This is a genomic window from Microbacterium sp. W4I20 (assembly GCF_030816505.1).
GTDB lineage: Bacteria > Actinomycetota > Actinomycetes > Actinomycetales > Microbacteriaceae > Microbacterium.
The window spans coordinates 1663530-1688010 of the sequence record NZ_JAUSYB010000001.1 but is presented as its reverse complement, the minus strand read 5'-3'; the positions used below and the strand labels follow the sequence as shown (position 1 = coordinate 1688010).

The 24481-nt window shown below is 69.2% G+C and carries 20 protein-coding genes; 14 read left to right on the top strand and 6 right to left on the bottom strand.

Annotated elements, in window-relative coordinates; genetic code table 11:
• Positions 1–38 precede the first annotated feature (38 nt).
• The gene (locus QFZ21_RS08255) at positions 39–3164 is read left to right on the top strand and encodes a glycoside hydrolase family 2 TIM barrel-domain containing protein (RefSeq protein ID WP_307376527.1); all 3126 of its coding nucleotides are present in this window, start codon (positions 39–41) and stop codon (positions 3162–3164) included.
• Between the two features lie 70 nt (positions 3165–3234).
• Here QFZ21_RS08255 and QFZ21_RS08250 read toward each other — a convergent pair whose 3' ends face one another.
• On the bottom strand, positions 3235–4644 hold the full coding sequence (locus QFZ21_RS08250) for an LLM class flavin-dependent oxidoreductase (protein ID WP_307376525.1): 1410 nt from the start codon (positions 4642–4644) through the stop codon (positions 3235–3237).
• Positions 4645–4908: 264 nt separating this feature from the next.
• Between QFZ21_RS08250 and QFZ21_RS08245 the strand changes: the two genes are divergently transcribed.
• From QFZ21_RS08245 to QFZ21_RS08225, 5 genes are all read left to right on the top strand, one after another.
• Positions 4909–6555 carry an ABC transporter substrate-binding protein gene (locus tag QFZ21_RS08245; RefSeq protein ID WP_307376523.1) on the top strand — a complete coding sequence of 549 codons (1647 nt, stop codon included), beginning with the start codon at positions 4909–4911 and terminating at the stop codon, positions 6553–6555.
• Positions 6533–7552, top strand: a complete 1020-nt coding sequence (locus QFZ21_RS08240) for an ABC transporter permease (protein ID WP_307376521.1) — start codon at positions 6533–6535, stop codon at positions 7550–7552. Before QFZ21_RS08245 ends, QFZ21_RS08240 begins: the two co-directional genes overlap by 23 nt.
• A complete protein-coding gene (locus tag QFZ21_RS08235; RefSeq protein ID WP_307376519.1) occupies positions 7549–8412 on the top strand; it encodes an ABC transporter permease in 864 nt (287 codons plus the stop codon). The genes QFZ21_RS08240 and QFZ21_RS08235 overlap by 4 nt, the downstream gene beginning before the upstream one ends.
• A gap of 1 nt (position 8413) precedes the next feature.
• Positions 8414–10144, top strand: a complete 1731-nt coding sequence (locus tag QFZ21_RS08230) for an ABC transporter ATP-binding protein (RefSeq protein WP_307376517.1) — start codon at positions 8414–8416, stop codon at positions 10142–10144.
• A gap of 78 nt (positions 10145–10222) precedes the next feature.
• Positions 10223–11569 carry an alpha-amylase family glycosyl hydrolase gene (locus QFZ21_RS08225; RefSeq protein WP_373426043.1) on the top strand — a complete coding sequence of 449 codons (1347 nt, stop codon included), beginning with the start codon at positions 10223–10225 and terminating at the stop codon, positions 11567–11569.
• A gap of 46 nt (positions 11570–11615) precedes the next feature.
• Here the strand turns inward: QFZ21_RS08225 and QFZ21_RS08220 are convergent, their stop codons facing one another.
• Genes QFZ21_RS08220 through QFZ21_RS08210 form a run of 3 tightly spaced genes read right to left on the bottom strand, consistent with a single transcriptional unit; the run spans position 11616 to position 14931 of the window.
• Complete coding sequence (locus QFZ21_RS08220) at positions 11616–13613, bottom strand: S9 family peptidase (protein WP_307376511.1); 1998 nt, start codon at positions 13611–13613, stop codon at positions 11616–11618.
• A 32-nt stretch (positions 13614–13645) separates the two neighbouring features.
• Positions 13646–14065 carry a hypothetical protein gene (locus QFZ21_RS08215; protein WP_307376508.1) on the bottom strand — a complete coding sequence of 140 codons (420 nt, stop codon included), beginning with the start codon at positions 14063–14065 and terminating at the stop codon, positions 13646–13648.
• A 44-nt stretch (positions 14066–14109) separates the two neighbouring features.
• Positions 14110–14931: an alpha/beta fold hydrolase gene (locus QFZ21_RS08210; protein ID WP_307376507.1), complete on the bottom strand. Its 822-nt coding sequence runs from the start codon at positions 14929–14931 to the stop codon at positions 14110–14112.
• 106 nt (positions 14932–15037) lie between these two features.
• Between QFZ21_RS08210 and QFZ21_RS08205 the strand changes: the two genes are divergently transcribed.
• Positions 15038–15736, top strand: coding sequence for a GntR family transcriptional regulator (locus QFZ21_RS08205; protein ID WP_307376505.1), 699 nt, complete (start codon positions 15038–15040; stop codon positions 15734–15736).
• A gap of 55 nt (positions 15737–15791) precedes the next feature.
• Here the strand turns inward: QFZ21_RS08205 and QFZ21_RS08200 are convergent, their stop codons facing one another.
• Together QFZ21_RS08200 and QFZ21_RS08195 are read right to left on the bottom strand one after the other, a co-directional pair.
• The gene (locus tag QFZ21_RS08200) at positions 15792–16499 is read right to left on the bottom strand and encodes a triose-phosphate isomerase (RefSeq protein ID WP_307376503.1); all 708 of its coding nucleotides are present in this window, start codon (positions 16497–16499) and stop codon (positions 15792–15794) included.
• Positions 16496–17275 (bottom strand): DeoR/GlpR family DNA-binding transcription regulator, encoded by a 780-nt coding sequence (locus QFZ21_RS08195; protein WP_307376501.1) that lies wholly within the window; start codon positions 17273–17275, stop codon positions 16496–16498. The genes QFZ21_RS08200 and QFZ21_RS08195 overlap by 4 nt, the downstream gene beginning before the upstream one ends.
• A 199-nt stretch (positions 17276–17474) precedes the next feature.
• On the opposite strand from QFZ21_RS08195, the gene QFZ21_RS08190 reads away from it, so the two are divergent.
• From QFZ21_RS08190 to QFZ21_RS08160, 7 genes are all read left to right on the top strand, one after another.
• Positions 17475–18920, top strand: coding sequence for an extracellular solute-binding protein (locus tag QFZ21_RS08190; RefSeq protein WP_307376498.1), 1446 nt, complete (start codon positions 17475–17477; stop codon positions 18918–18920).
• A 2-nt stretch (positions 18921–18922) separates the two neighbouring features.
• Complete coding sequence (locus QFZ21_RS08185; RefSeq protein ID WP_307376495.1) at positions 18923–19882, top strand: carbohydrate ABC transporter permease; 960 nt, start codon at positions 18923–18925, stop codon at positions 19880–19882.
• Positions 19879–20784, top strand: coding sequence for a carbohydrate ABC transporter permease (locus tag QFZ21_RS08180; RefSeq protein WP_307376493.1), 906 nt, complete (start codon positions 19879–19881; stop codon positions 20782–20784). Before QFZ21_RS08185 ends, QFZ21_RS08180 begins: the two co-directional genes overlap by 4 nt.
• Positions 20785–20834: 50 nt before the next feature.
• A complete protein-coding gene (locus QFZ21_RS08175) occupies positions 20835–21332 on the top strand; it encodes a secondary thiamine-phosphate synthase enzyme YjbQ (protein WP_307376491.1) in 498 nt (165 codons plus the stop codon).
• A gap of 2 nt (positions 21333–21334) precedes the next feature.
• On the top strand, positions 21335–22831 hold the full coding sequence (locus QFZ21_RS08170) for an L-fuculokinase (protein WP_307381261.1): 1497 nt from the start codon (positions 21335–21337) through the stop codon (positions 22829–22831).
• Positions 22828–23634 (top strand): sugar phosphate isomerase/epimerase family protein, encoded by an 807-nt coding sequence (locus tag QFZ21_RS08165; RefSeq protein WP_307376489.1) that lies wholly within the window; start codon positions 22828–22830, stop codon positions 23632–23634. Before QFZ21_RS08170 ends, QFZ21_RS08165 begins: the two co-directional genes overlap by 4 nt.
• Before the next feature lie 73 nt (positions 23635–23707).
• A complete protein-coding gene (locus tag QFZ21_RS08160) occupies positions 23708–24475 on the top strand; it encodes an SDR family oxidoreductase (RefSeq protein ID WP_307376485.1) in 768 nt (255 codons plus the stop codon).
• Positions 24476–24481 lie beyond the last annotated feature (6 nt).

Sequence of the window (24481 nt, the reverse complement as noted above, 5' to 3'; positions counted from 1 at the left end):
AGGCCGCGGGCGCCGCGACACATTGCTGAGAGGACCACATGCGGGACCAGCTGCACTACGTCGACGACATCGGCCCGGGACGCGGACGCCGCCGTGCCGCACGCTCCTGGCTGCACTCGGACGCGCCCATGATCTCGCTGAACGGACTCTGGCGCTTCCGGCTGCTGGCCGGAGTGCCCGGGGCGCTGGGCGCGCGGGGCGTGCTGCCCGACGGTGAGCAGCCGGACGATGTCGGCGCTGTCTCGTTCGACGACTCCGCATGGGACGAGCTCCCGGTTCCCAGCCACTGGGTTCTGCACGGCGAGGGGCGCTACGGGACGCCGCAGTACACGAACGTGCAACTGCCCTTCCCGCAGGATCCGCCGTTCTCGCCCGACCTCAACCCGACGGGCGATCACCGACGGACGTTCGAGATCCCGGCCGCCTGGCTCGAGCGTGACGACTACGAGGCGGTGGTGCTGCGCTTCGACGGCGTCGAATCGCGTTACCGCATGTGGGTGAACGGTGTCGAGATCGGCGTGGGCACCGGGTCGCGACTCGCGCAGGAGTTCGACGTCACCGAAGCGGTGCGCGCCGGAACGAACACGATCGCGGTGCGAGTCCACCAGTGGTCCGCATCGACGTATGTGGAGGATCAGGATCAGTGGTGGCTCCCGGGCATCTACCGCGACGTCACGCTGCAGGCACGCCCGGCAGCGGGAATCGACGACGTCTGGGTGCGCGCGGCATACGACCACGAGAGCGGCTCGGGAGTGGTCGCCGTGGAGGTGCGGGCGCCCGACGCCGCGTACCCGCTGCGGCTGCGTGTGCCCGAGCTCGACATCGACGAGTTCTGGGCGAGCCGCGAACAGGTCACCCCGATCGCCGTGCGCCAGGTCGAGGCCTGGACGGCTGAGCACCCCCGTCTGTACGACGCGGAGGTCGTCAGCCGCGGAGGTGCGGAAACCATCTCGCTTCGCCTCGGTTTCCGCAGCGTCGAGGTGCGGGGCGACCTCTTCCTGGTCAACGGCCGGCGCGTGGTGCTGCACGGCATGAACCGTCATGACTCGCACCCCGATCTGGGCCGCGGGTTCGACGAGGACTTCGTGCGCCGCGATCTCGAGCTGATGAAGCGACACAACGTCAATGCCATCCGCACGGCCCACTACCCGCCGCATCCGCGCATGCTCGATCTCGCCGACGAGCTGGGCTTCTGGGTCATGCTCGAGTGCGACATCGAGACCCACGCGTTCCATCACGGCAGCGACATGTTCTCCTCGGGGGTCGACGAGTGGATGGACAACCCGAGCGAGGACCCCGCGTGGCGCGAGACCTACCTCGATCGCATGGAGCGCACGTTCGAGCGTGACAAGAATCATCCGAGCATCATCATGTGGTCGCTCGGCAACGAATCGGGCACCGGCGCGAACCTCGCGGCGATGTCGGAGTGGCTGCATACGCGCGACCCGGAACGCCCCGTGCACTACGAGGGCGATCGCGCCGGCGAGTACACCGATGTGTACTCGCGCATGTATCCGGCGATCGCCGAGCTCGTGAGCATCGGATCGGAATCGACCGCGCTGCTGCAGGATGCATCAGGTGTGCAGTCGGCGCGACAGCGCACCAAGCCGTTCGTGATGTGCGAGTTCGTCCATGCCATGGGCAACGGACCCGGCGGCATCGATCGGTATGTCGATCTCACGGAGCAGTACCCCCGGCTGCACGGCGGCTTCGTCTGGGAGTGGCGCGACCACGGCATCCGCGCGCGCACGGCCGACGGTGTGGAGTTCTTCGCCTACGGGGACGATTTCGCGGATGCCGGCGTGCACGACGGACACACCTGCATGGACGGGATGGTCCTTTCCGACGGTACGCCGAGTCCCGGCCTGGTGGAGTTCGCGGCCGTCGCGGCTCCCATCCGTTTCGAGCTCGACGTCGAAGAGGGCGCGGTCCTGGTCCGCCTCCGCAATCTCCGCCATTCTGCGGACACGGGTGATCTGGTCTTCCCCTGGCGCGTGGAGCGCGACGGCGAGGAGGAGCTGTCCGGATCGCTGGAGTTCGTCGGTGCAGGGGGCGGGGCGGTACGTGCGGGAGAGGAGGGCAGCGCTCGCATCGACCTGGCGAGCGTCTCCCGAGACGGCGGCGGCGAGCTGTGGTTCACGGTGACCGCTGCACTCGCGGCGGAGACGGCATGGGCGCCGGGTGGACATGTCGTCGCCGCGCGACAGGTGCCGCTTCCGGCGGCCGCGGGGCCTGCCGTCGCGCCCAGCCGAGCCGCGGTCAGGGCCTCCGACGTGCCGCTCGACATTGCGGGACGGTACCGGCTCGGCCCTGCGGAGTTCGTCGACGGCCACCTCGTCTCCCTCGGCGCGCTCGCCGTGGACGGACCCCGCCTCGAGCTCTGGCGTGCCCCGACCGACAATGACAACGGTTCGCACATGGGCAGCTACGACGTCAGCGATCCGATGGAGGGTCGTGGACTGGGAGTTCCGGGACCATCGCATGCCTCGCGATGGCGAGAGGCGGGGCTCGACAGGCTCAGCTCCCGCGTCGTCGGGATCGAGCGCACCGACACCGTGGTGGAGAGGCGCACCCGGTGGGCGGCTGCCGACACGCGTGCCGCGGTGACCCTCGAGGAGCGGTGGGAGCTCGACGGCGACGACGTGCGGCTCTCGCTCCGGTTCATCCCCTCGTCGCGATGGGACATCGTGTGGCCCCGCCTCGGCGTGCGCTTCGATCTTCCCCTGGCGGTCGACGCAGCCGGATGGTTCGGCACGGGGCCGGGCGAATCGTATCCTGACTCGCGTCGGGGCGTGCTCGTGGGCCGATACGCCGCCGACATGGAGCAGTTGACGTTCCCCTACGCGTACCCCCAGGAGAGCGGCCACCGCAGCGATGTGCGTCAGCTCGACCTCGTGAGCGGCGGCCGGACGGAGCTACGGATGCTGGCCGACGCGGACACGCGCGGGCGCCGTCCGGGGTTCACGCTGGCACGGCACACGACTCAGGAGGTGGACCGCGCCACACATCCCCATGAGCTGGCGGAGCCGACGCGCACCTACCTCTACCTGGACGCCGCCCAGAACGGTCTGGGCTCGCGCGCCTGCGGTCCTGATGTGTGGCCCGATGCCCTGCTGCGACCCGAGACGCGATCGATGGGGTTGCGCTTCCGCAGTTCCGTCTGACGGGGAGGGCTCTTCTGCCGAGCCGCGATCCGTCGTCGACGCCGCCATCGGCCGCTGAGCGCAGCGTCCGTCACACCGTCTGCAGGTTCGCCTCCTCGATCGACTCGTCGAGGTTCTTGCCGCCGCGGAAGCGCGCCGCCGGATGGTTCTCCGCCACGCGCGGCCCGACCCCGTGCACGCGTTCGCGCAGGGTCTCGCCGGGCACGTAGGTATCGCGCAGTCGCCCGCGACGGCGCAGCTCCGGTACGGCGAACTCGATGAAGTCGCTCGCGGTGTCGGGGGAGTGGTACTGCACCAGGTTGATGCCGTCGATGTCGTGCTCGTCGAGCCAGCTCTCGATCTGATCCGCCACGTCGGCGGCCGAGCCCACGGCCATGAACGGCTGGCGATGGAATCCGCTCATCGACGACAGGAACTCGGCGATCGTCTTCTCCTGCGGCAGGAAGGCCGACGCGAGGTCGTCGCCGCGTCCCTCACGGCGCAGCGCCTCGCCGAGCGTGACATCACCCGGGTGGGCCGTCGGATCGAAAGGCAGGCTCGCGTGCGCGAGCACCCCGTCGATGCTGGCGTAGCGGTCGTACTCGGCGAGCTTCGCCTCGGCCTCCTCGCGCGTGGCCGCGACGATGACCGTCGCACCCACGACGAACTTGATGTCGTCGCGCGCCCGGCCCTGCCGTTCGAGTTCATCGCGGATCTTGCGGACAGTGCCGCTCACCTGCTCGAAGGAGCGACCGCCGGTGAAGATCAGCTCGGCATGGCGTCCGGCGAACTCGATGCCGCGCGACGACTGGGTCGCCTGGATGAGGAACGGCGTGCGCTGACGCGAGGGTGAGGACAGGTGCGGGCCGGCCACGGAATACCGCGGACCGTGGTGGTCGATGTAGCGGATCTTCTCTGGATCCGCGTAGACGCCGTGCTCGCGGTCTTCGACGATCGCGTCGTCATCCCACGATCCCTCCCACAGCTTGTAAAGCACGTCGAGGTACTCGTCGGCGATCTCGTAGCGGGTGTCGTGGTCGATCTCGCCCTCGAGCCCGAAGTTGCGCGCCGCGTTGGGCAGGTACGACGTGACGATGTTCCAGCCCACCCGTCCCTTCGTGAGGTGGTCGAGCGTCGACATCCGGCGCGCGAAGGAGAACGGCGGCTCGTAGGTCGTGGAGAACGTGATGCCGAAACCCAGGTGCTCCGTCACCGCGGCCATGGCGGGCACGACGAGCATCGGATCGTTGCTGGGGATCTGCAGTCCTTCGCGGATCGCCGTCTCCGGGCCGCCGCGGAACACGTCGTACGCTCCGACGACATCCGCGAGGAAGACCGCGTCGAAGCCGCCGGCCTCGAGCTGCCGCGCCAGGTCGGTCCAGTACTCGATGTCGTTGAACTCCGTGCGCCGGTTGCCGGGCAGGCGCCACAGGCCGTGGGTGATGTGACTGACGCAGTTCATCTCGAAAAGGTTGAGGATCAGCCTCTTGGGGTCCGTCATGGGTCGGCGCTCCGTTTCGTCGGCGCACACGCGCCGCCCATGATCCTGGCGCGCGCGGCCGGGACGCCCGGCATCCGATGTCGCTCCGTGTGGGCGGATGACGTCATGTGACGCCCGACGGCCGCGCGTGACGGGCGAGGTGTGCCCGGGTGCCCTACTCGGGAAGATCGCTGGAGCACGGCGCCCCGGATGCCGTCAGCCGAAGCGTCGAGCACCGCACAGTCGTCGCGTCGCACAGCCCTCCGACGAAAGGCCCCGAGCCCCATGAACGCACCCAGGACCCGCCGCACGCTGGCGGCGACCGCGGCGGCTGCCGCCCTCGCCCTCGCCTTGACCGCCTGCAACAGCGGCGCGGTCGCCGCGCCGCCCGCCGACGCCGAACGCGTCGACGGCGGCACGATCGTGTACGCGCACCAGCAGGAGCCGCAGTGCCTCTTCGGCGGCTGGATCGAGCAGGCCTACATCTCGTACCAGTTCCTCGACAGCCTCGTCTCGCTGACCGAAGAGGGCGAAGCCGTGCCGTGGCTGGCGGAGGACTGGGCGGTGAGCGACGACGGTCTGACCTACACGCTGACACTCAAGGAGGGCGTGGAGTTCACCGACGGCACTCCCGTCGACGCGGAGGCGATCGCCTACAACTTCGACTACTGGGTGGCCGGCGGCAACAGCACGGCCGCGGTCTGGCTCGGTGGCTACTACGAGTCCGCCGAAGCCGTGGACGAGCGTACCGTGGCCGTGCACCTGTCGCGCCCCTATACGCGCTTCATCGAGAACCTGGCGCAGGGGTACTTCGGCATCCAGTCGCAGCAGGCTCTCGAGACCCGCACCGACGAGGAGAACTGCGAGCAGCCGATCGGCTCGGGCGCGTTCGTGGTGCAGGAGTGGAACCGCGGCGAGAACGTCGTGCTGGTGCGCAACGACGAGTACACCTCGTGGCCGGAGAACGCCGAGCACACCGGACCGGCGTACGTCGAGAAGGTCGACTGGCGGTTCGTCGCCGACGGAGTCACCCGGGTGTCGGCGCTGCGTTCCGGTGAAGCGGATGCGATCTACGACATCCCCGCGGTCGAATGGGACGGACTCGACGGCGAGCAGTACGACCTGCACAAGTACGTGACCCCCGGCCGCCCCCAGCAGATCTCGTTCAACACGACCCGCGCACCGTTCTCCGACGAGAATCTGCGCAAGGCCTTCATCCTCAGTCTCGACCGCAAGAGCATCGTCGAGACGATCGGTCGCGGCGTGATCCCCTTTGAGGGCAACGGCGGCGTCAGCCAGGCGACCCCGGGCTACAGCCAGAAGGCGGCCGACTGGTACGGCTTCGACGCCGACGAGGCGAACAGCCTGCTCGACGAGGCCGGCTGGACCGAGCGCGACGACGACGGCTACCGGGTGAAGGACGGAAAGACCCTCGAGGTCGTGTTCCCGTACAACGCGGGCACCATCATCAACGCCGACGGCGCCACGATCTTCCAGGCCGTGCAGGAGCAGGCCAAGGCGACCGGATTCAAGGTAGAACTGATCCCCGTTCCGCCGTCCGAGACCTGGGCGGGCACGTACAGCGGCCGCGACGCCTACGACATCTCGGCGGGGTACTGGACCTCCGTGAACGCGGGCATCCTGTACATCAACTGGCGACCGAACACCGAGGACAACCCGAACTTCTCCAACAGCGCCTTCTACGACAGTGCCGAGCTCGAGGGTCTGATCCTCGCGGCGAACTCGGAGTCGGATACGGAGAAGCAGAACGCGCTCTACGGCCAGGCCCAGGAGTACATCGCCGAGCATGCGCTCTCGTTCGGCCTGTACGACCGTCTGAGCACGCTCGGCGTGAACCCTCGCCTGCGTGGTGTCTGGCAGGAGAACGCACAGGGAGGACCGACGTTCTATGACGCTTACTTCGTCGAGTGAGGCCCGCCCGGCCGACCGGATCACCTCCGGCCGGCCGGGTGCGCCCCGGCGCTCCCTGCGACGGCTGCGCCGCGTGGCGTCGAACATCGGGGGCGCGATCATCGTGCTCTGGGGTGCGGCCACCGCCGCGTTCCTCGCCCAGACCGCGCTGCCCGGAGACCGGGCCACCGCGATCCTGAACATCCGCACCGGACAGGCGCAGGAGCGCACGCCGGACGAGCTCGCACCGATCGTCGACGCCTACGGACTCGACCATCCCGTGCTCGTGCAATATCTGGACTACATCGGCGGTCTGCTCCGCGGTGATCTCGGCACCTCCTACCAGCAGTTCCGGCCGGTGTGGGATCTGATCGGCGAACAGCTCGGCTCGACGCTGGTGCTGACGGTGACCGGCATCCTGCTCGCCTGGGTGCTCATGGTCGTCTGGGTCACGCTCACCGCCGGGCGCGGTCCGCGGGTGCGTGCCTTCGGTTCGGCCGTCGACACCGTCACCGCGGCGCTCCCGCCGTACTGGCTCGGCATCCTGCTTCTGCTGTTCTTCGCCCTGACCCTCCGCTGGTTCCCGGTGATGGGTGGCAGCGGGGTGAACGGCATCGTGCTTCCCGCCCTCACGCTGGCCATCCCGCTGGCCGGCTTCATGGGCCAGTCCGTGCGCGCGGAGTACGAGCGAGCGCTGGATCAGCCGTTCGTGCTCAGCGCCCGCATGCGCGGGATGGGAGACCTCGGCATCCGACTCCGTCACGTACTGCGGCACGCGTCGATCCCCGCCGTCACCCTCACCGGGTGGGCGCTCGGCGCCACCATCTCCGGCGCCGTGATCGTCGAGCAGATCTACTCCCGGCCGGGGATCGGCAAGACGCTGGTCTCGGCGGTCGGCGCGCAGGATCTTCCCGTCGTGACCGGCATCGTGGTGCTGGTCGCCGTCCTCTACGTCGTCGCCAACCTCCTGGTCGACGTCGTCTACACGCTCATCGACCCGAGGTTGAAGACGTCATGACCACCGCACTTCCGAAGAGCACCCGGCCGGATGCGACGCGTCCTGCCCGCCGGCGCCGCCGCGCGAGCCCCTCCCTGATCACCGCGATCGTCTTCGCGTTCCTGTTCGCGCTCGCCGCCGTCGCACCCGGAGTGCTGGCCACGCAGGACCCCACCGCGCAGGGATTCGCCGACGCGCTGCAGAGCCCGTCGTTCGCGCACTGGTTCGGCACCGATGAGGCGGGCCGCGATCTCTACAGCCGCATCGTCCACGGCACCCGCGAATCACTGTTGATCGGCATCGGTGCCGCGGGGATCGCTCTCGTCGCCGCCCTCGTCCTCGGCTCTCTCGCGGCGCTCGGCGATCGTGTCACATCGGCGATCGTCGACCGCGTCATCGAGGTGGCGTTCGCCTTCCCGAACCTGCTGCTCGCCCTGCTGCTCGTGTCGATCCTCGGTCCGTCGCCGTGGACGCAGGTCGTCGCCGTCGGCGTCAGCACCGCACCGGGATACGCCCGCATGGTGCGCGGCCAGATCCTCTCGGCGAAGAACGCCGGGTACGTCGAGGCCGCTCGCGCACTCGGCCACGGGTGGTGGCGCATCCTCGCCCGCCACGTGCTGCCGAATGCGATCCGACCGCTCGTCGCGGTGTTCACCATGGCGATCGGACAGTCGATCGTCTGGGCATCCGGGCTGTCGTTCCTCGGTCTCGGCGTCGCGCCGCCCTCGTCGGAATGGGGAGCGCTGCTGGATGCCGGACGCGCGAGCATCCTCCAGGCCCCCTGGCTGACGTTCATCCCGGGCCTCGTCATCCTCGTGCTCGCGCTGACCGCGACCACGATCGGCACGCACATCCAGAGCAGCCTCGAGAAGGGCCGATGACATGAGCGTCGCCGAACTCACCACCCCGCAGCAGGCCCCGGCCGAGGCAGCGCAGGACCGCCTCACGGTGCGCAATCTGCACGTCGGATTCGCCCGCGATGGCGAGACCCGCAGCGTCGTGCGCGACGTGTCGTTCACACTCGCCGCGGGCCGCTGCGTCGCGATCGTCGGCGAATCCGGCTCGGGCAAGAGCGTCACCGCCCGCACCCTGGCCGGATTGACCGGCGCGGGCGCCATCGTCGACGCCGAGGAGATCTCGCTCGGCGACGTCGATCTCACCGCACAGACGGACCGGTCGTGGCGCAGCATCCGGGGGAAGCGGATCGGCTTCATCCAGCAGGATGCTCTGGTTTCGCTCGACCCGCTGCGTCCCGTCGGCCGCGAGATTGAGGAGGCGCTGCGGCTGCACGGCTGGAGCGACCGGTCCGCCAGGCGCCGCAAGGCGATCGAGCTGCTGTCGAGTGTCGACGTTCCACAGCCCGAGCGCCGCGCTCGGCAGCGACCGGGTGAGCTCTCCGGCGGGCTCCGGCAACGCGCTCTGATCGCGTCGGCGATCGCCCTCGACCCCGAGGTGATCATCGCGGACGAGCCCACCACCGCTCTCGATGTCACCGTGCAGGCACAGGTGCTGTCGCTGCTGGAGGACGCGAAGGTGCGCGGCGCATCGATCATCCTCATCAGCCATGACCTGTCCGTCGTCGCACAGCTCGCCGACGACATCCTGGTGATGCGCGACGGCGAGGTCGTCGAGCAGGGTGTTGCGGCGCAGGTGCTCGGCGCACCTCGGCACCCCTACACGCAGAGCCTGGTCGACGCGGTCCCGAGCGGACACACCCGCGGCGAGCGGCTCGCGCCGCAGCAGAGCACGGTCCCGAACCTGCACCTCGCCCGGGGTGCCGCGGGAGAGAGGGGCGAACCGGTGCTCGAGGCCCGCGACCTGGTGAAGCGGTTCGTCTCGCCCGACGGCACGCACAGCACGGCGGTGGACCGCGTGTCATTCACGCTGCACCGTGGCGAGACGCTCGGAATCGTGGGCGAGTCGGGGTCGGGCAAGAGCACCACCGCGCGCATCGCCCTCGCGCTCGAGCACGCCGACGAGGGGGAGGTGCGGCTGCTCGGCTCGCCGTGGTCCGCGGTCTCGGAGCGGAAGCGTCGTCCTCTGCGCACACGCATCGGCGTGGTCTATCAGGACCCGCTGAGCTCCTTCGATCCGCGCTGGAACACCGAGCGCATCCTGCTCGACGCCATCCCCGCGGATGCCGGCCTGACCCGGCGCCAGCGCGAACAGCGCGTGGTCGATCTGCTCGCCCAGGTCGCGCTGCCGGCATCGGTGCGCGAGCGCTTCCCGCTGCGTCTGTCCGGCGGCCAGCGTCAGCGCATCGCCATCGCTCGGGCGCTGGCGACCTCGCCCGAGATCCTCGTGCTCGACGAGGCGGTGTCGGCATTGGATGTCTCGGTGCAGGCGCAGGTGCTCGATCTGCTCGTCGACCTGCAGGACGAGTACGGGCTCAGCTACCTGTTCATCTCACACGACCTCGGCGTGATCCATCACCTCAGCGACCGGGTGCTCGTGATGAAGGACGGCGTGGTGGTCGAACACGGCGACGCCGAGCAGATCTTCCGTGCGCCGGTGCATCCGTACACGCAGGAGCTGCTGCGGGCGCTCCCGACCCTGGAGACGGCGGACGCCGAGGCGGTCGACAGTGAGGCGGGAAAGGGCAACACTCGGTAGTGTCGCCGGCACCCGCTAGCCTGAAAACGAGGCGCCGGCGAAGGGGATCACGTGGCGAAAGAGTGGGTCGAACACGCGATGTGGTGGCACGTCTACCCACTCGGTTTCGTGGGAGCGCCGATCCGCGAACGGAGCGGTGAGAACGGGGTCATCCACCGGCTGGCGCGCATCGAGAACTGGCTCGACCACCTCGTCGCACTCGGATTGAACGGCCTCGCGCTCGGTCCGGTGTTCGCCTCGGCGACGCACGGCTACGACACCGTCGACCACCTCGCGATCGACCCGCGCCTGGGCGACGAGGCCGACTTCGAACGGCTGGTGGCTGCCGCCCGCGAACGCGGGGTGCGGATACTGCTCGACGGGGCGTTCAACCACGTCGGGCGGTCGCATCCGGCCTTCCGGGTCCTCGAAGAGCAGGGACCGGATGCTGCCACCGCGGGTCTCTTCCGCGTGCGATGGGACGACTGGAAGCCGGGCGATCCGGTCGACGCCGACGTCTTCGAGGGGCACGACCAGCTCGTGGCGCTGGATCATGATTCACCGGCTGTCGAGGATCTCGTCGTGGAGGTCATGGTCCACTGGCTCGACCGCGGAGCCGACGGGTGGCGGCTCGACGCGGCCTACGCGATGCCGGCTTCGTTCTGGGCCCGGGTGCTGCCGAGAGTGCGGGAGGCGCATCCGGAGTGCTGGATCGTCGGCGAGATCCTGCACGGCGATGCGGCGGAGATCGTGCGGGAGTCGACCATGGACTCGGTCACGCAGTACGAACTCTGGCAGGGCATCTGGCACGGCATCGCAGACGCCAACTTCTTCGAGCTGAAGCACGCCGTCGAGCGCGACAACGCCCTGCTGGCCGACTTCGTCCCTGCGACCTTCGTGGGCAACCACGACGTCACACGCATCGCCTCGGCCGTCGGCGACCCGCGGCACCTCGCCCATGCCGTCGTTCTGCTGTTCACGCTGGCCGGCACGCCCAGCGTCTATGCCGGCGACGAGTTCGCGTTGACCGGGGTCAAGGAGCAGCGCATCGGAGGCGACGACGCCGTGCGGCCGGAGTTCCCCGACATGCCGCCGGCCGAGGGTGACCTTGAGCCCGCAGCACGTGAGGCGCTCGAGTTGCACCGTCGCCTGATCGCGCTGCGACGGCGGCATCCCTGGCTGCACCGCGCGCATTCCGATGTGGTGCACGTGACGAACACGGCGATCGTGATCCGCACGGCCACGGCGTCGGAGGCGGTGGTCGTCGCGCTGAACCTGGCAGATGAGCCTGTTTCGGTGCCCTCTGCGGGTGCCGAGAGTGTGGTGGCAGGATCCGTCGACGGCGAGGTGGGGCCGGATATCGTCCTGCCGGCCCACGGATGGGCGGTGCTGGTCGCGGGCGCTGCGGCGCCGAGCGACCAGCCGGAGGCCGCGGCTCAGCGGTAGAACGTCCCCGCGTCTCCCCGCGTCTCCCGCGTCTCGGCGTGAGGTCTCATGTCCGGGGATCCTCCGTATCCCTCCGCGCCGGCATGTACTTCTCGAACCACATGCCGGCCCGGGTGAGGAAGTCGGTCACCGCGGGATAGAGACGCACGCCGTGGCCTTCCTGCGGATAGATCACCAGCGTGGACGGAACGCCGTGATACTGCAGCGCGCGGTGGAACTCCTCCGCCTGCGCGGGAGGTGTGGCGAGGTCGAGTGCGCCTGCGACGTTGAGGCAGGGAGTGCGCACGCCGGCGGCGTTGAGCGCGGGGCTGCGGGTGTGGGCGTGCGAACCCGGATCCTCGAGGTCGGCCTGCAGGAAGACGTCCCGCAGCACGCCGATGTTGCTCGTGAGCGACTGGCTGTACCAGTCGGTCACCGGCGACATCGGCACGGCGGCCGCGAAGCGCGTGTCGCGGGTGACGAGCCAGGAGGACATGAAACCGCCGTAGCTCCCGCCGATCAGGCCCAGGCGGCTCTCGTCGGCGATGCCGCGCTCGACCATCGCCGTGACACCGGCGAGCAGATCCTCGGCATCGCCGCCGCCCATGTCGCCGATCACCCGCTCGGCGAACGCGCGGCCTCGTCCGCTGCTGCCCCGGGGGTTGGGGCTGAGGACGGCGTAGCCGCGGGAGACGAGCAACGACACGTATGGATACGACATGCCCCAGGTCTGGCGGAAGGCCCAGACGGGTCCGCCGTGGATGTGCATCACGAGCGGAAACGGCCCCTCGCCTTCGGGACGGCACAGGATGCCGTCGATCTCGAGGCCGTCCGGTGCATCCCAGTGCACGACCTCCGCCGATCCGATCCGGGAGCGGAGGTAGGCGGTGCCGTCGTGGTCGACAGCGGACAGCGTCTCCTGCTGACCACCGGACGTGCGGACGATCCGCTGCGGCACGTCGTACGCCTCGTGGATGCTGAGCACGGTGTCGTCCGACAGCACGACACCCGCGGGGTAGAACACAGTGCCTCCGAGGCTGCCCGCCGTCGCCACCAGCTCGGTGTACTGCGCGCTCGTGACATCCACGACCCCGACGATCGACTCCACCCGCCGTAGGCCGAAGCAGCCGATGCGGTCGTCGTCGATCCACGCGATGTGCGAGATGTCGCCGTCGAGTGCCGGGGTCTCGACGACCTCTCCGTTCTGCACCTCGATCACCGTCAACGCTCCGGCGAGGAGGCCCCTGTCGCTGCTGATGCCTTCGATCACCGCGACCCGGCCTCCCTCGGGAGAGCCGGTGGGGAGGGCGAGCTGCACGTCGCTGCGGTACAGCTCCCTCGTCGCACCGGTCTCGACCTGGATGAGCTGCATCGGCGCGTGGTACCACTCGTCCTCTTCGGGGCCGGCCGACGCGATCGCCACGAGGTGATCGGGGCCGCACCAGTCCGCATCCCACACGTTCTGCTCCGTCGGCACCCGGTGCGTCGCGCCGGTGACGAGCGAGTGCACCCAGACGCTCCGCCCGGGAGCACGCTCGTCGGTGGAGACGACCCGGGGCAGCCACGCCGCCGGAGCGGCCTCCGCGGGCGAAGCCGTCGTTCCCGAGCCCTGCATCACTCCGCGGTCCGCGCCCGGGTCGGCCACGCCCAGCAGCAGATGGCGCGAGTCGGGAGACCACCGCAGGTACTCGACGCTGCCCGGTACCGGCGGCACGGGAGTCGGTTCGCCGGAACCGCCGTCGAGGTAGGCCTGGAACAGGCCACGGCTGTCGCGGTCGGAGCGGAACGCGAGGGTCTCTCCGTTCGGTGAGTACGCGGGGGAGAAGGACGACCCCTCGGCCGGGTGGAGCTCGACGAGAGAGCCGCTCTCGACCCCGAAGATGCCGGTGCGTGGCGGAGCCTCCAGCGACTCGAGGACGACGCCGCACACGGCCACCCGCTCGCCGTCCGGTGAGGCGGTCAGCTCGCGCAGGGCGGTGGGTCGACCGAAGGCGGGCTCGTGCACGCGCCGCAGATGCTCTTCGACAGCGACGTACTCCGGTGTTCCGCGCAGGTCGTTCCTCATCGGTTCTCCTCGATTCAGGTGATTCAGGTGATTCAGGTGATTCGGGTGGTTCGTGGTTCGGGAAGGGTCGTCTCCACCGATCCGATCCGCTGAACGGTGGCATGGACGGGAGCGATGCGCTCGAGCACGTCGAGGTCACCCTCGGGGCGCAGCGGCATGGTCACGTCTTCGCCCCGGCCCCGCGCATGCAGGGCGTCGTGCACCTCGGCCCACTCGCCGGCGAAGGTCACGTCGGCGTGCGAAGGATCTCCGACGTCGATGCGCACGCCGCGATGCGGATCGAAGGTCATCTGCCAGCGCACGTCCTCGCCGTCCGGCCCATGGGTCAAGACGAACGACAGAGCATAGGCGCGGTCGAGGTCACGGCAGGCGAGCGCGACTGACACCGACGCGTCGAGTCTCCGGTGCATGACGGCGATGTGCTCCGCCGACATGAACACCGGGGAACTCATCTCGCCGCGCCCGCGGCCAGGCACGGAGCCAACCATTCCTCGACCTACCGCGTGGTCCCGGATGCCGCGGCGGCCTGCCTCGTCACCTGACGGATGACGTCGAGGGACTCGGCGGCGTGATCGAGGTGCACGGCGTGCGTCGATCCCGGCCACCGCAGCAGGGGAGCGCCCAGTGCGTCGGCGAGACGCTCGTGAGCCCGCATGACCGCGGCCAGGGAATCATCGTCCTCGGGATAGTCGGCGCTCACGACGGCCGCGGGGATGCCGTGGGGCAGTTCGCTTGCGTCGAACGCCGCGGCGAGCTCGCCCAACCCCTGAGCCGCCACCGCGAGTTCGCCCATGTCGACCGCCACGATGCTGCGCAGTGCCGCTGCCTGCTCGGCTCCCAGTCCCAGCGCCTCGATCAGCTGCTCCGCCTGGGCGGTGCGTGCCTCCATCCCCGCCTGGCGCGCCTCCGGATCGGTCTCCGTATCGGCCAGGGCGCGGACGGCCTGTTCCGTTCCGCCTGCCACGGTCGTGTCGTTGATCGGAGTGGCATCGAGCAGCACGATTCCAGCGACGTCGTCGGGGAAGTCGCGGGCGAACAGGAGCGCCACCGCGCCGCCGAGGCTCTGACCGACGACGACGACCGGGCCCATGCCCAGCTCCTGCACGAGCGAGTGCAGGTGAGCCGAGGCTTCTGCGAGCGTGCCCTTCTGGGTCGAGGTGCCGGTGCCGGGCCGGTCGTGCACGATCACTCGCGCTCCCGGATCCTCGAGGAGACCCTCGATGACGCCCGGGTAGAAGCCGGTGGTGCTGACGTGGCCGCCCGGGAGGAGCAGCACCGGCTGTCCGCTGGTTCCGTGGATCTGAACACCTTCGTACATGCCGCACTCCTTCGTCAGTCGGGCCGGGTTCGCCCGTAGATTTGGGTTGCGCCCGATTGAGGAGCAATCCATACTTAGTTTTGTTGAACAATAAGGGAGATCATCCATGAGCGCAATCGTCGATCGAGGATCGGATGCCGCCGACTCCGCGCCGGGCCGGGTCGCCGCCCAGCTGCGCGAGGAACTCCTCGACGGCCGGCATCCGGTGGGGACACGGCTGCGGGAGGAAGAGCTCGCGGCGCGCTTCGACGTCGCCCGGCACACCGTGCGCTCCGCGCTGCGCACACTCGTCGACGCGCGCCTCCTGGTGCACGAACGCAATCGCGGGGTCGTCGTCGCCCCGCTCGACCGGCGCCGCATCGACGAGGTGTTCGACTACCGCAAGGTGCTCGAACTCGGCGCCCTGCGGCTCGCGCTCGACAACGCAGTCGGTCTGTCCGCGGTGGAAGAGCGCGTGGAGCAGCTCGAGGCGCTCGCCGGACGAACCACACCGGTGGCATGGCACGAGCTCACCCTCGCCCACAGCGCCATCCATGAGGAGATCGTCGCCCTGTCGGACAACGCTCTGCTCATCGACAGCTACCGGCGCTGCGAAGACGAGGTGCGCCTGCTGCTCACCTTCGTCCGCCCCGACTTCGACGCCGCATCGATGGCCGCGGCTCACCGGGCGCTGTTCGAGAATCTGCAGCGCGGGGGCGATGAGGCCGTCGCGGCGCTGACCTCCGACATCGACGACACCGGTCGAGCCGCCGTCCTGCACAGCCTCGCTCGGCTGGAGGACGCGGCGCGTCTGCTCGGACGCTGACCCGCGTACCGCTCAGCTCATGGGGGAGTCGAGCGGAGCGGACGGAGTGATTGGCTCAGGCCGGCGAACGGCGGTGCGCGTCGAAACCTCGTCGGGTCGCGGCGATGAACTCCTCAGCGGCGACCGCGGGAGACTCCGCCCGCAGGACACCGGAGGTCGAGCCGGTGCCCCGGGCGCCGGCTCGCATGATCACGAAGGCGTCGTCGGGGCGGGACACCCCTCCGGCGTGCATCATCAGGATGTCCGGCGCGCGCTCGGCCACCGTGCGGTCGATCTCGGGGATCCACGGGCGGTCGGTGCTCTCGGTGCTGCCGATGAGATTCGGGGGCTCGTAGAGCACGATCGTCGGCGCGAGATCGACCAGCCCCATCACGGACTCGTCGTCACCCGCGCACACCATGGTCATCAGATCGTTCTCCTGCGCGCGACGGATGGCGCGCTCGAGCTCGGCGGGGGCGAGCGGACTGGCGTCGTGATTCAACATGACGCCGTGCGCGCCGGCATCCGCCAACGCCTCCGGCAGCACTCGGGCGACGCTGCCGCCGGGCTCGTCGTCATCGACGCCCTGCGCGAAGACGAGAACTCCCGGAACGGCTGTGCGCACCGGCGCGATCAGCGCGGTCGGCACGGTCAGGATGACCGAGACCCCGTGCCGCTCACCGGCGGATGCCGCGGCCTCGGCCACCGCGACGATCTCGGGCAGCCGGAGCAGGTTCTTCGGCCCGATCTCGAAGAAGGGGGCCTGCAATGCGGGAGCGCTCACTGCGGTGGCTCCACGATCACCACGTTCAAGGCGGCCGGCATGCTGGCCAGCACCTCGTGATCGGAGTCGGTGACGAGCACGTCGACGTCGTCGATCGCGGCGACGCGCGACATCAGCACGCGGCCGAGCTTGGAGTGGTCGGCGACGAGGATGACCCGATCGGACCGGTCCAGCGCGAGACGCTTGCCGGCACTCTCGTCGGGGTCGTAGTCGGTCAGGCCGCGGGTGGGGTGCACGCCGCTGATGCCCATGACGTAGGAGTCGACGTTGTAGTGGCGCAGGTCGTCCGACATCGTCGAGCTCGTCGTGAGCATCTCCGACGACTTCACCCTTCCGCCGAGCATGAAGATCTCGATGCTCGGCTCCTGCGCCAGCTCGGAGACCACCAGGATGCTGCGGGTGAGGACGGTGAGCCGCTTTCCGGTGCCGCGAAGCGCGTGGGCGACGGCCAGGGCGGTGCTGCCGCCGTCGATGAAGACGACCTCGTCATCGACGAGCAGGTCGGCCACGGCACGACCGATGTGGGCCTTGGTCTCATGGGCGGCCTGCGCGCGGGTGGACAGGGCGGGCTCGCGGCTCTTCGCATCCAGGAGCAGCGCGCGTCCGCCGACGAGGCGACGGACGATCCCCTCCTCCTCGAGCGTGCCGAGGTCGCGGCGGATGGTCATCTCCGAGACGCCGAAGTGCACGGCCAGGCTCTGGATGTCCACCTCCGTCTGCCCGCTCATCAGCGATTCGATCTCCACGCGTCTGCGCTGCGGAGTGATTCCGCTCATCCCGACCTCCGAGTCTCACCGGCGCGCTCCCGAGGGGTGCGCGATTCGAAAATCTATCACAGCGTGTTACAGATTTGTAAACGATTCACAGGTTTTGGGGAAACTCTTGCGGCATGAGTGTTAACCAATTACATTGACGTGAAACACGATCACAACTTCACGATCGTGCACCCGATCACCGCCGATACGAAGGACGCCGATGTATCACTTCACCCGCCATGCGCCCGGCCGCCGCTCGACCGCTGCTCGCGCAGCGCTCACGACAGGCATCGTCACCGTCCTCGCTCTCGCCGTCACCGGCTGCGGAGGCTCATCGGGCGGAGACGTCGATCCCGACGCCGCCGACGGCTGGTCGCAGGAGTTCGCCGGCACCGAGCTCAACGTCCTCGCCGAGGCGACGCTGAACTCCGAGATCCTCGCCGAGCTCGCGCCGGAGTTCACCGCGAAGACGGGCATCGACGTCAACATCGAGACCGCGCCCTTCGCCCAGCTCGTCCAGAGCGTCACGCTCGACTTCTCCACCGCGCAGGGCGACTACGACGTCGTCTCGATCCCCTACGACTACCTCGGCGCGTATGCCGGCAGCGGATACGTCGAGGAGATCACTCCGCTCATCGAGGCGAACGCCGAGCGAGTGGGGGACGAGTTCGACGAGACCGACATCGTCGAAGGCCTCTGGGACACCGCGGCGACGTGGGACGGCAAGTCCTACGGGATGCCGTCCAACAGCGCCGTGACGATGATGCTGTACCGCGCCGACCTGTTCGAGAACGCTGATGAGAAGGCCGCCTTCGCCGCCGAGTACGGCTACGAGCTCGCGCCGGCCCAGACCTGGGAGCAGTACAGCGACATCGCGGAGTTCTTCACCCGCGACGCCGGTGAGACCGCCGCAGGCGAGGTGCTGAGCGAGCCGATGTACGGCGTGACCATGGCCGGCAAGCGCCACGAAGCCGCCGTCTTCGAGTGGATGAACTACGCCGGAGGCTTCGGCGGCGGTGTGGTCGACGCCGACGGCGAACTCGTCGTCGACAGCGACGAATCGGTCGAGAGCCTGGAGTACATGAAGTCGCTCGGCGCCTTCGCCCCTCCGGGATTCACCTCCGCCACGTGGGACGAGGTCACCGCGAACCTGCAGCAGGGCATCGCGGCGCAGGCGATCTCCTGGGGCGACACCGCGGGCGCGATGGAGGACGAGTCGCAGTCGGCCGTCGTCGGCAAGATCGGATACGGCGACGTGCCGGTCGCGACCGAGGGCGACGAGCACCACGCCCTGCACGGCGCCTGGACCTACACGATCAGCACGCAGGCCGTCGACAAGGACGCCGCCTTCCTCTTCACCGCCTGGGCGCTCTCCGCGCCGGTGCAGAAGAAGATCGGCGAGATGGGCGGAGTGCCCGCGACGCGGTCGGCGTTCGAGGACCCCGAGCTCGTCTCGGCACTGCCCTCCTGGCCGCAGCAGCTCGCGAGCCTCGAGAACGCCCTGGCCCGCCCGCGCAACGCCGAATGGCCGCAGATGCTCGACCAGCTCGCGCTTCAGGTGTCGACCGCGCTCGTCGGGGACTCGACGCCGCAGAAGGCGCTCGACGACGCGCAGTCCGAGATCGAGGGCGTCCTCGGCGACAAGCTCCCGCTGAAGGCGTTCTGATCATGTCGATCACCACGGAGCGACCACCCGTGAGACCGCGATCGGAGGGAGAGGGCGCTCGCACCGCCCTCGGATCGCGGGCCCGGAACCGGGTGTTCTGGACGCGATTCGGGATGCAGGCGCCGAGCCTGATCATCCTGGCGATCGTGCTGGCCTTCCCGCTGGTCTACAGCGTGGTCCTCAGCTTCCAGTCGTACAGCCCGGTCGACGCCGAGGCCGACGGCCACTTCATCGGGCTCGACAACTACATCCGGATGCTGGGCGACGCGCAGTTCGGGCGTGCGGTCCTCGTCACCATCGCGTACGTCGTGCTGGCCGTGGGCATCGAGACGGTGTTCGGCACGATCCTCGGCGTGGTGCTCTCCCGGCTGATCCGCAGTCGTCGGATCGTCACCTCGGCGTTGCTGCTGCCGATGATCGCGACACCGCTCGTCGTCGGACTCATGTTCAGCTTCGGTCTCAACCCGCAGTTCGGTTTCATGACGGACTTCCTCCGTGCTTTCGGCCTGGTCGGCGACGGCGGCGTGCTCGACAGCGCGGGCGGCGCCTTCGCGGCCCTCGTCGTCATGGACGTCTGGGAGTGGACGCCGTTCATCGCCCTCATGGTCCTCGCCGGTCTCTCGGCGGCTCCGCAGGCCCAGATCCAGGCGGCCGAACTCGACGGATGCAACACGTTCCAGCTCTACTGGCACGTCATGCTCCCGATGGTCCGGCCCGTGCTCATCGTCGCGATCCTGTTCCGCGCGACCGAGGCCATCCGGCAGTTCGACCAGGTCTACATCCTGACCGGCGGCGGACCCGGATCGGCGACCACGGTGAACGACATCTTCCAGTACCGCGTCAGCTTCGCCGCGTTCGACATGAGCTACGGCGCGGCCCTCGGTGTCGCCACCTTCGCGGTGGTCGCCACGCTCTCCGCCATCCTGTTCCGCTACCTCAACCGCAAGGGCGTCGACGCATGAGCACTTCCACCGTCGTCAACACGCGAGCCATCGTGACGCGCGATGCGGGCCGGCGCCAGTACGCGGCGCCGTCCGCCGGGCGCTCCCGCGCCCGCGCGATCCAGATCGTGCTCGGCATCGTCGCTGCGGCTCTGATCCTCGTCTACCTGTCGCCGATCATCTGGCTCGTCCTCACCTCGTTCAAGGATCGGGTCGACATCTTCTCGTCGTCGCCGAGCCTGTTCTTCGCCCCGACCCTGGAGAACTACCGCCAGGCCTTCCTGGAGAAGGGGTTCACCGATAATCTCCTGAACTCCACGATCGTCGGCGTGGTCTCGACCGGCATCGCCCTGCTGGTCGGGGTGCCCGCCGCGTACAGCCTCAGCCGCGTGCGCAAAGGGGAGACCTTCATGATGGCGCTGCTCGCCGCCCGGCTCCTGCCGGCCATGGTGCTCGCGGTGCCGCTGTTCGTCCTCGCCTCCTCGCTGGGGGTGCGCGACTCCTACTTCGCGCTCATCGCGGCGCACCTCACGTTCGCCCTCCCCTTCACCGTCTGGATGATGCGCGGGTTCTTCCTCGCCGTGCCGATCTCGCTCGACGAGGCCGCGCGTCTCGACGGATGCGGCGAATGGGGCACCTTCCTCCGGGTGATCCTCCCGATCGTGAAGCCGGGGCTCGCGTCCACCGGCATCTTCTGCCTCATCAACTCCTGGAACGAGTTCCTGTTCGCCCTGGTGCTGACCGGGAGGCACACGCAGACCCTGCCCGTCGCGATCCCGAGCCTCATCACCCCGATCGGCACGTCGTGGGGTCAGGTCGCCGCCGTCGGCACCATCACGATCCTGCCGGTGCTGATCATCGCCTTCATCGTCCAGAAGCACATCGTGGCCGGGATGACCGGCGGGGCGGTGTCGGCAGAATGACCACTCCCTCGATCTCCTCCCCGTCCGTCCCGTCAGCAAGGAACACCCAGATGTCCGTCCAGACGCACTCGATCACCGTCAGCACCCCCGCCCGGCAGGAGTTCTTCGACATCACCGACGAGGTGATCCGCTTCGTCGCCGAGTCCGGTCTCACCGAGGGCATCGTGCAGGCGTTCACCCCGCACACCAGCTGCTGCGTGCTGATCCAGGAGGAGTCCGAGGACATCACCTACTACGGCACCCAGCTGCTGTTGCAGGACACCCTGAACATCTTCGCGAAGATCGTGCCGCCGGCCCGCCACGAGGGGCAGTACCTGCACCCGGGCCCGATCCACATCAAGAACGCCGCCGAGCTGCGGGGCGAGCATCCCTCGTGGGGACTGAACACCGACGGGCACATCATCTCGTCGATCGTCGGGCGGTCGGAGTCCATCCCGCTCGTCGACGGCGCTCCCGTCCTCGGCGAGTTCGGGCGCGTCTACTTCGGCGACCTCGACTCGGTCCGTGCGCGTGAGCGCACCGTGCTGATCACCGTCGTGGGCCGGTGACGATGCTCGTCTACGCGGTCGATCTCGGCACGACGAACCTCAAGGTCGTCCTGTTCGACGAGCACGCCCGTCAGCTCGCTGCGACGACCGCCCCGATGCGGTACCGCCGCGACGGGGCGATCGTGGAGTTCGATGCCGACGCGGTGCTCGCAGCCGTGCTCGAGCTGATCCGCTCCTGCGCGGCGGCCGCGGATGCTGCCCCCGATGCGGCCGCGCACATCGTGCTCACCGGCCAGGCCGAGTCGCTCGTGCTCGCGGATGCCGAGGGGCGCGCGCTCGCGCCGGGCATCTCCTGGATGGACGAGCGGTCCGCCGCCGAGGCCGCAGAGATCACCGAGAGGTTCGGTGCCACCGAGGCCTTCGCCGTCACCGGAGAGACCGAGGCGGTGCCGACGTGGCCTGCGACGAAGCTGCGCTGGCTCCGCGCGCACCGCCCCGAGATCCTCGCCGCAGCCCATCACGTGCTGATGATCAAGGACTACATCCTGCTCCGGCTGACCGGCCGCGCGGTCGGCGAAGAGACAACGCGCGGATTCACGTACCTGTACGACGTTCCCGGTCGCCGGTACTGGCCCGAGATGCTCGAGTTCTGCGGCGTGCGCCCCGAGACGCTTCCCGAAGTGGTCCCGGCCGGCACGATCGTGGGACCGGTCGTACCGGATGTCGCCGCGACGCTCCCGCCGGCGGAGTCCTACGTCGTGAACGCGGGTGCTCTCGACCACTTCTGCGCCATGCTCGGCACCTCCTCTTACGGTCCCGGTGCAGTCAGCGCATCGGCCGGCACGGTGCTCGCCCTCTCGCTGGTCGCCGCGGACTGGACGTTCGATCCCGCCTCCGTGCTGTCGTTCCACCCCGGGCTCCGACCGGGCGAGACCGTGCTGTTCAGCTGCGCCGACAGCGGCGGTGTCGCCCTCGAATGGTTCCGCGAGGGCATCGCCGGCGGCCTGTCGTACGACCTGCTGGAGCGCGAGCTGCAGGAGCGGGATCACCGTGACGCCCCGCTCTTCCTGCCGTACCTGACCGGAGTCAACCCTCCCGACTTCAACGCCGACGCGCGCGGCGCCTTCGTCGACCTGCAGCTGCGGCACGATCGCATCGATCTCGCGTACGCCGTGATGGAGGGCGTCGCCCACCTGCTGCGTCGCAACATCGATGCGATCCGGGATGCCGGCGAGCCGGTGCGCGAGATCGTCACCGCGGGCGGCGGCACGGCATCCCGATTCTGGAATCAGCTGAAGGCCGACGTCTGCGGCATCGACGTGCGCGTCCCGGCCGAGCAGGAGGCCGCCTGCCGGGGCGCCGCGATCCTCGCCCTGGTGGCCGCGGGCGAGCTCTCCTCGATCGACGACACCGCCCGCCTCCCCGTGCCGGACGCGCACGTCTACCACCCCCGAACCGCACCGACGACGCACGCGCGGTACGACCGATTCGATGACGCCCTCTCGCGCCTGTACGGCGGAGCGCGCACACAGACCCACCCTGAAGGAGAAGGAAGATGATCCTCTGCTGTTCCACCCCGATGATCCCCGGAGACTCGCTGACCGCCCAGGCGGAACTGCTGCGCGACTGGGGCTATGACGCGATCGCCGTGTTCCAGCCGCGTGAGGAGTGGAATCGCGAGGTGCACGCCGAGCTCGTCGCGCTCGAGTCGCGCACCGGTGTGCGTCCGGTCGAGTTCGTGCTCACGGGTGACATCTACGGTCACGCGATGTCGGAGGATGCCGACCTGCGGGCGCAGTGCCGCGACATGTACCGCGAGGCGGCCGACGTGTGCGCGGAGCTCGGACTCGTGACCGAGATCGAGTTCGAGTACGGTCCGCAGGATCCGATGCCGCTGTTCGAGCCGTACCAGCAGCTCACCCCGGCGCAGGACGAGGAGTTCACGGCGTTCTACCGCGAGCTGCTCGACCGGGTCGCGGGCTCCGATGCCGCGATCCTGCTCGAACCGCTCAACCGCTACGAGAGCCGCTATCTCAACTCGGTGGCCGACAACCTTGCCGTCGTCACGCGCGTGGCGCACCCGAACGCGGGTCTGCTGCCCGACACGTTCCACATGTCGATCGAGGAATCGAGCATCCCCGACGCTCTCCGCGCTGCGGGTGACCAGGTGCGTCACGTGCACCTCGGCGACAACAACCGGCTGCTCCCGGGACACGGTGCGCTCGATTGGGACGGGATTTTCGGCGCGCTCCGCGACATCGACTACCGGGGTGCGATCAACCTCGAATGCTCGACCAGCGGCGACTCGGCGACCACCCTGCCGCAGACCGCCGCCCGTCTGCGCGCCCTCATCGGCGCCTGACCGCACCCGACCCACCCCTCGACATCCGGTTCCCGAACCGGAACCCCCAGAACCAAGACCCAAGGAGAACACCATGAAGATCGACCTCGCCGGACGCATCGCCGTCGTCACCGGAGGCGGCCGCGGAATCGGCCTCGCCGTCGCCCGCGCGCTCGCCGAAGAGGGCGTGGACATCGCACTCTTCGACCTGCTGGACACGGTGGAGGAGACCGCGGCATCCCTCGCCGAGGAGTTCGGAGTGCGCGCGCTCGGCCATCGCCTCGACGTGACGGATCAGGATGCCACGGCCGCGGCCTTCGCTCTCGTCACCGAGCGCCTCGGTGTTCCCCGGGTGCTCCTCACCGCCGCGGGCATCGAGATCAACGAGGACTCCATCGACGTCACGGCCAGCAACTGGCGCAAGGTCATCGACGTCAACCTGACCGGCACGTTCTTCTCGGCGCAGGCCTTCGGCCGCACCCTGCTCGAAGCCGGGCAGACCGGCAGCGCCGTGCTCATCTCGTCGATGTCGGGCTCGATCGTCAACGTGCCGCAGTGGGCGGCGTCGTACAACTCGTCGAAGGCCGCCGTCGCGCACCTCGCCAAGTCGCTCGCCGTCGAGTGGGCCTCGTCCGGGATCCGCGTGAACTCGATCGCGCCGGGCTACGTGCTCACCGACCTGACGCGGCAGATCATCGAGCGCCAGCCCGAGCTCGAGGCCGAATGGGTGGCGCTCATCCCGCAGGGCCGCATGGCCACGCCGGAAGACGTCGCCGGCCTCGTGGTCTTCCTGGCGTCCGACGTCTCGAGCTACATGACGGCCCAGCAGGTCACCATCGACGGCGGCTACACCGCCATCTGAATTCCC

Coding starts and splice junctions, on each gene's coding strand:
- QFZ21_RS08190 (WP_307376498.1), top strand. CDS start 17,475: ATGTATCACTTCACCCGCCATGCGCCCGGCCGCCGCTCGACCGCTGCT.
- QFZ21_RS08245 (WP_307376523.1), top strand. CDS start 4,909: ATGAACGCACCCAGGACCCGCCGCACGCTGGCGGCGACCGCGGCGGCT.
- QFZ21_RS08230 (WP_307376517.1), top strand. CDS start 8,414: ATGAGCGTCGCCGAACTCACCACCCCGCAGCAGGCCCCGGCCGAGGCA.
- QFZ21_RS08185 (WP_307376495.1), top strand. CDS start 18,923: ATGTCGATCACCACGGAGCGACCACCCGTGAGACCGCGATCGGAGGGA.
- QFZ21_RS08205 (WP_307376505.1), top strand. CDS start 15,038: ATGAGCGCAATCGTCGATCGAGGATCGGATGCCGCCGACTCCGCGCCG.
- QFZ21_RS08235 (WP_307376519.1), top strand. CDS start 7,549: ATGACCACCGCACTTCCGAAGAGCACCCGGCCGGATGCGACGCGTCCT.
- QFZ21_RS08210 (WP_307376507.1), bottom strand. CDS start 14,931: ATGTACGAAGGTGTTCAGATCCACGGAACCAGCGGACAGCCGGTGCTG.
- QFZ21_RS08225 (WP_373426043.1), top strand. CDS start 10,223: ATGTGGTGGCACGTCTACCCACTCGGTTTCGTGGGAGCGCCGATCCGC.
- QFZ21_RS08180 (WP_307376493.1), top strand. CDS start 19,879: ATGAGCACTTCCACCGTCGTCAACACGCGAGCCATCGTGACGCGCGAT.
- QFZ21_RS08170 (WP_307381261.1), top strand. CDS start 21,335: ATGCTCGTCTACGCGGTCGATCTCGGCACGACGAACCTCAAGGTCGTC.
- QFZ21_RS08165 (WP_307376489.1), top strand. CDS start 22,828: ATGATCCTCTGCTGTTCCACCCCGATGATCCCCGGAGACTCGCTGACC.
- QFZ21_RS08250 (WP_307376525.1), bottom strand. CDS start 4,644: ATGACGGACCCCAAGAGGCTGATCCTCAACCTTTTCGAGATGAACTGC.
- QFZ21_RS08240 (WP_307376521.1), top strand. CDS start 6,533: ATGACGCTTACTTCGTCGAGTGAGGCCCGCCCGGCCGACCGGATCACC.
- QFZ21_RS08220 (WP_307376511.1), bottom strand. CDS start 13,613: ATGAGGAACGACCTGCGCGGAACACCGGAGTACGTCGCTGTCGAAGAG.
- QFZ21_RS08160 (WP_307376485.1), top strand. CDS start 23,708: ATGAAGATCGACCTCGCCGGACGCATCGCCGTCGTCACCGGAGGCGGC.
- QFZ21_RS08195 (WP_307376501.1), bottom strand. CDS start 17,275: ATGAGCGGAATCACTCCGCAGCGCAGACGCGTGGAGATCGAATCGCTG.
- QFZ21_RS08175 (WP_307376491.1), top strand. CDS start 20,835: ATGTCCGTCCAGACGCACTCGATCACCGTCAGCACCCCCGCCCGGCAG.
- QFZ21_RS08215 (WP_307376508.1), bottom strand. CDS start 14,065: ATGAGTTCCCCGGTGTTCATGTCGGCGGAGCACATCGCCGTCATGCAC.
- QFZ21_RS08255 (WP_307376527.1), top strand. CDS start 39: ATGCGGGACCAGCTGCACTACGTCGACGACATCGGCCCGGGACGCGGA.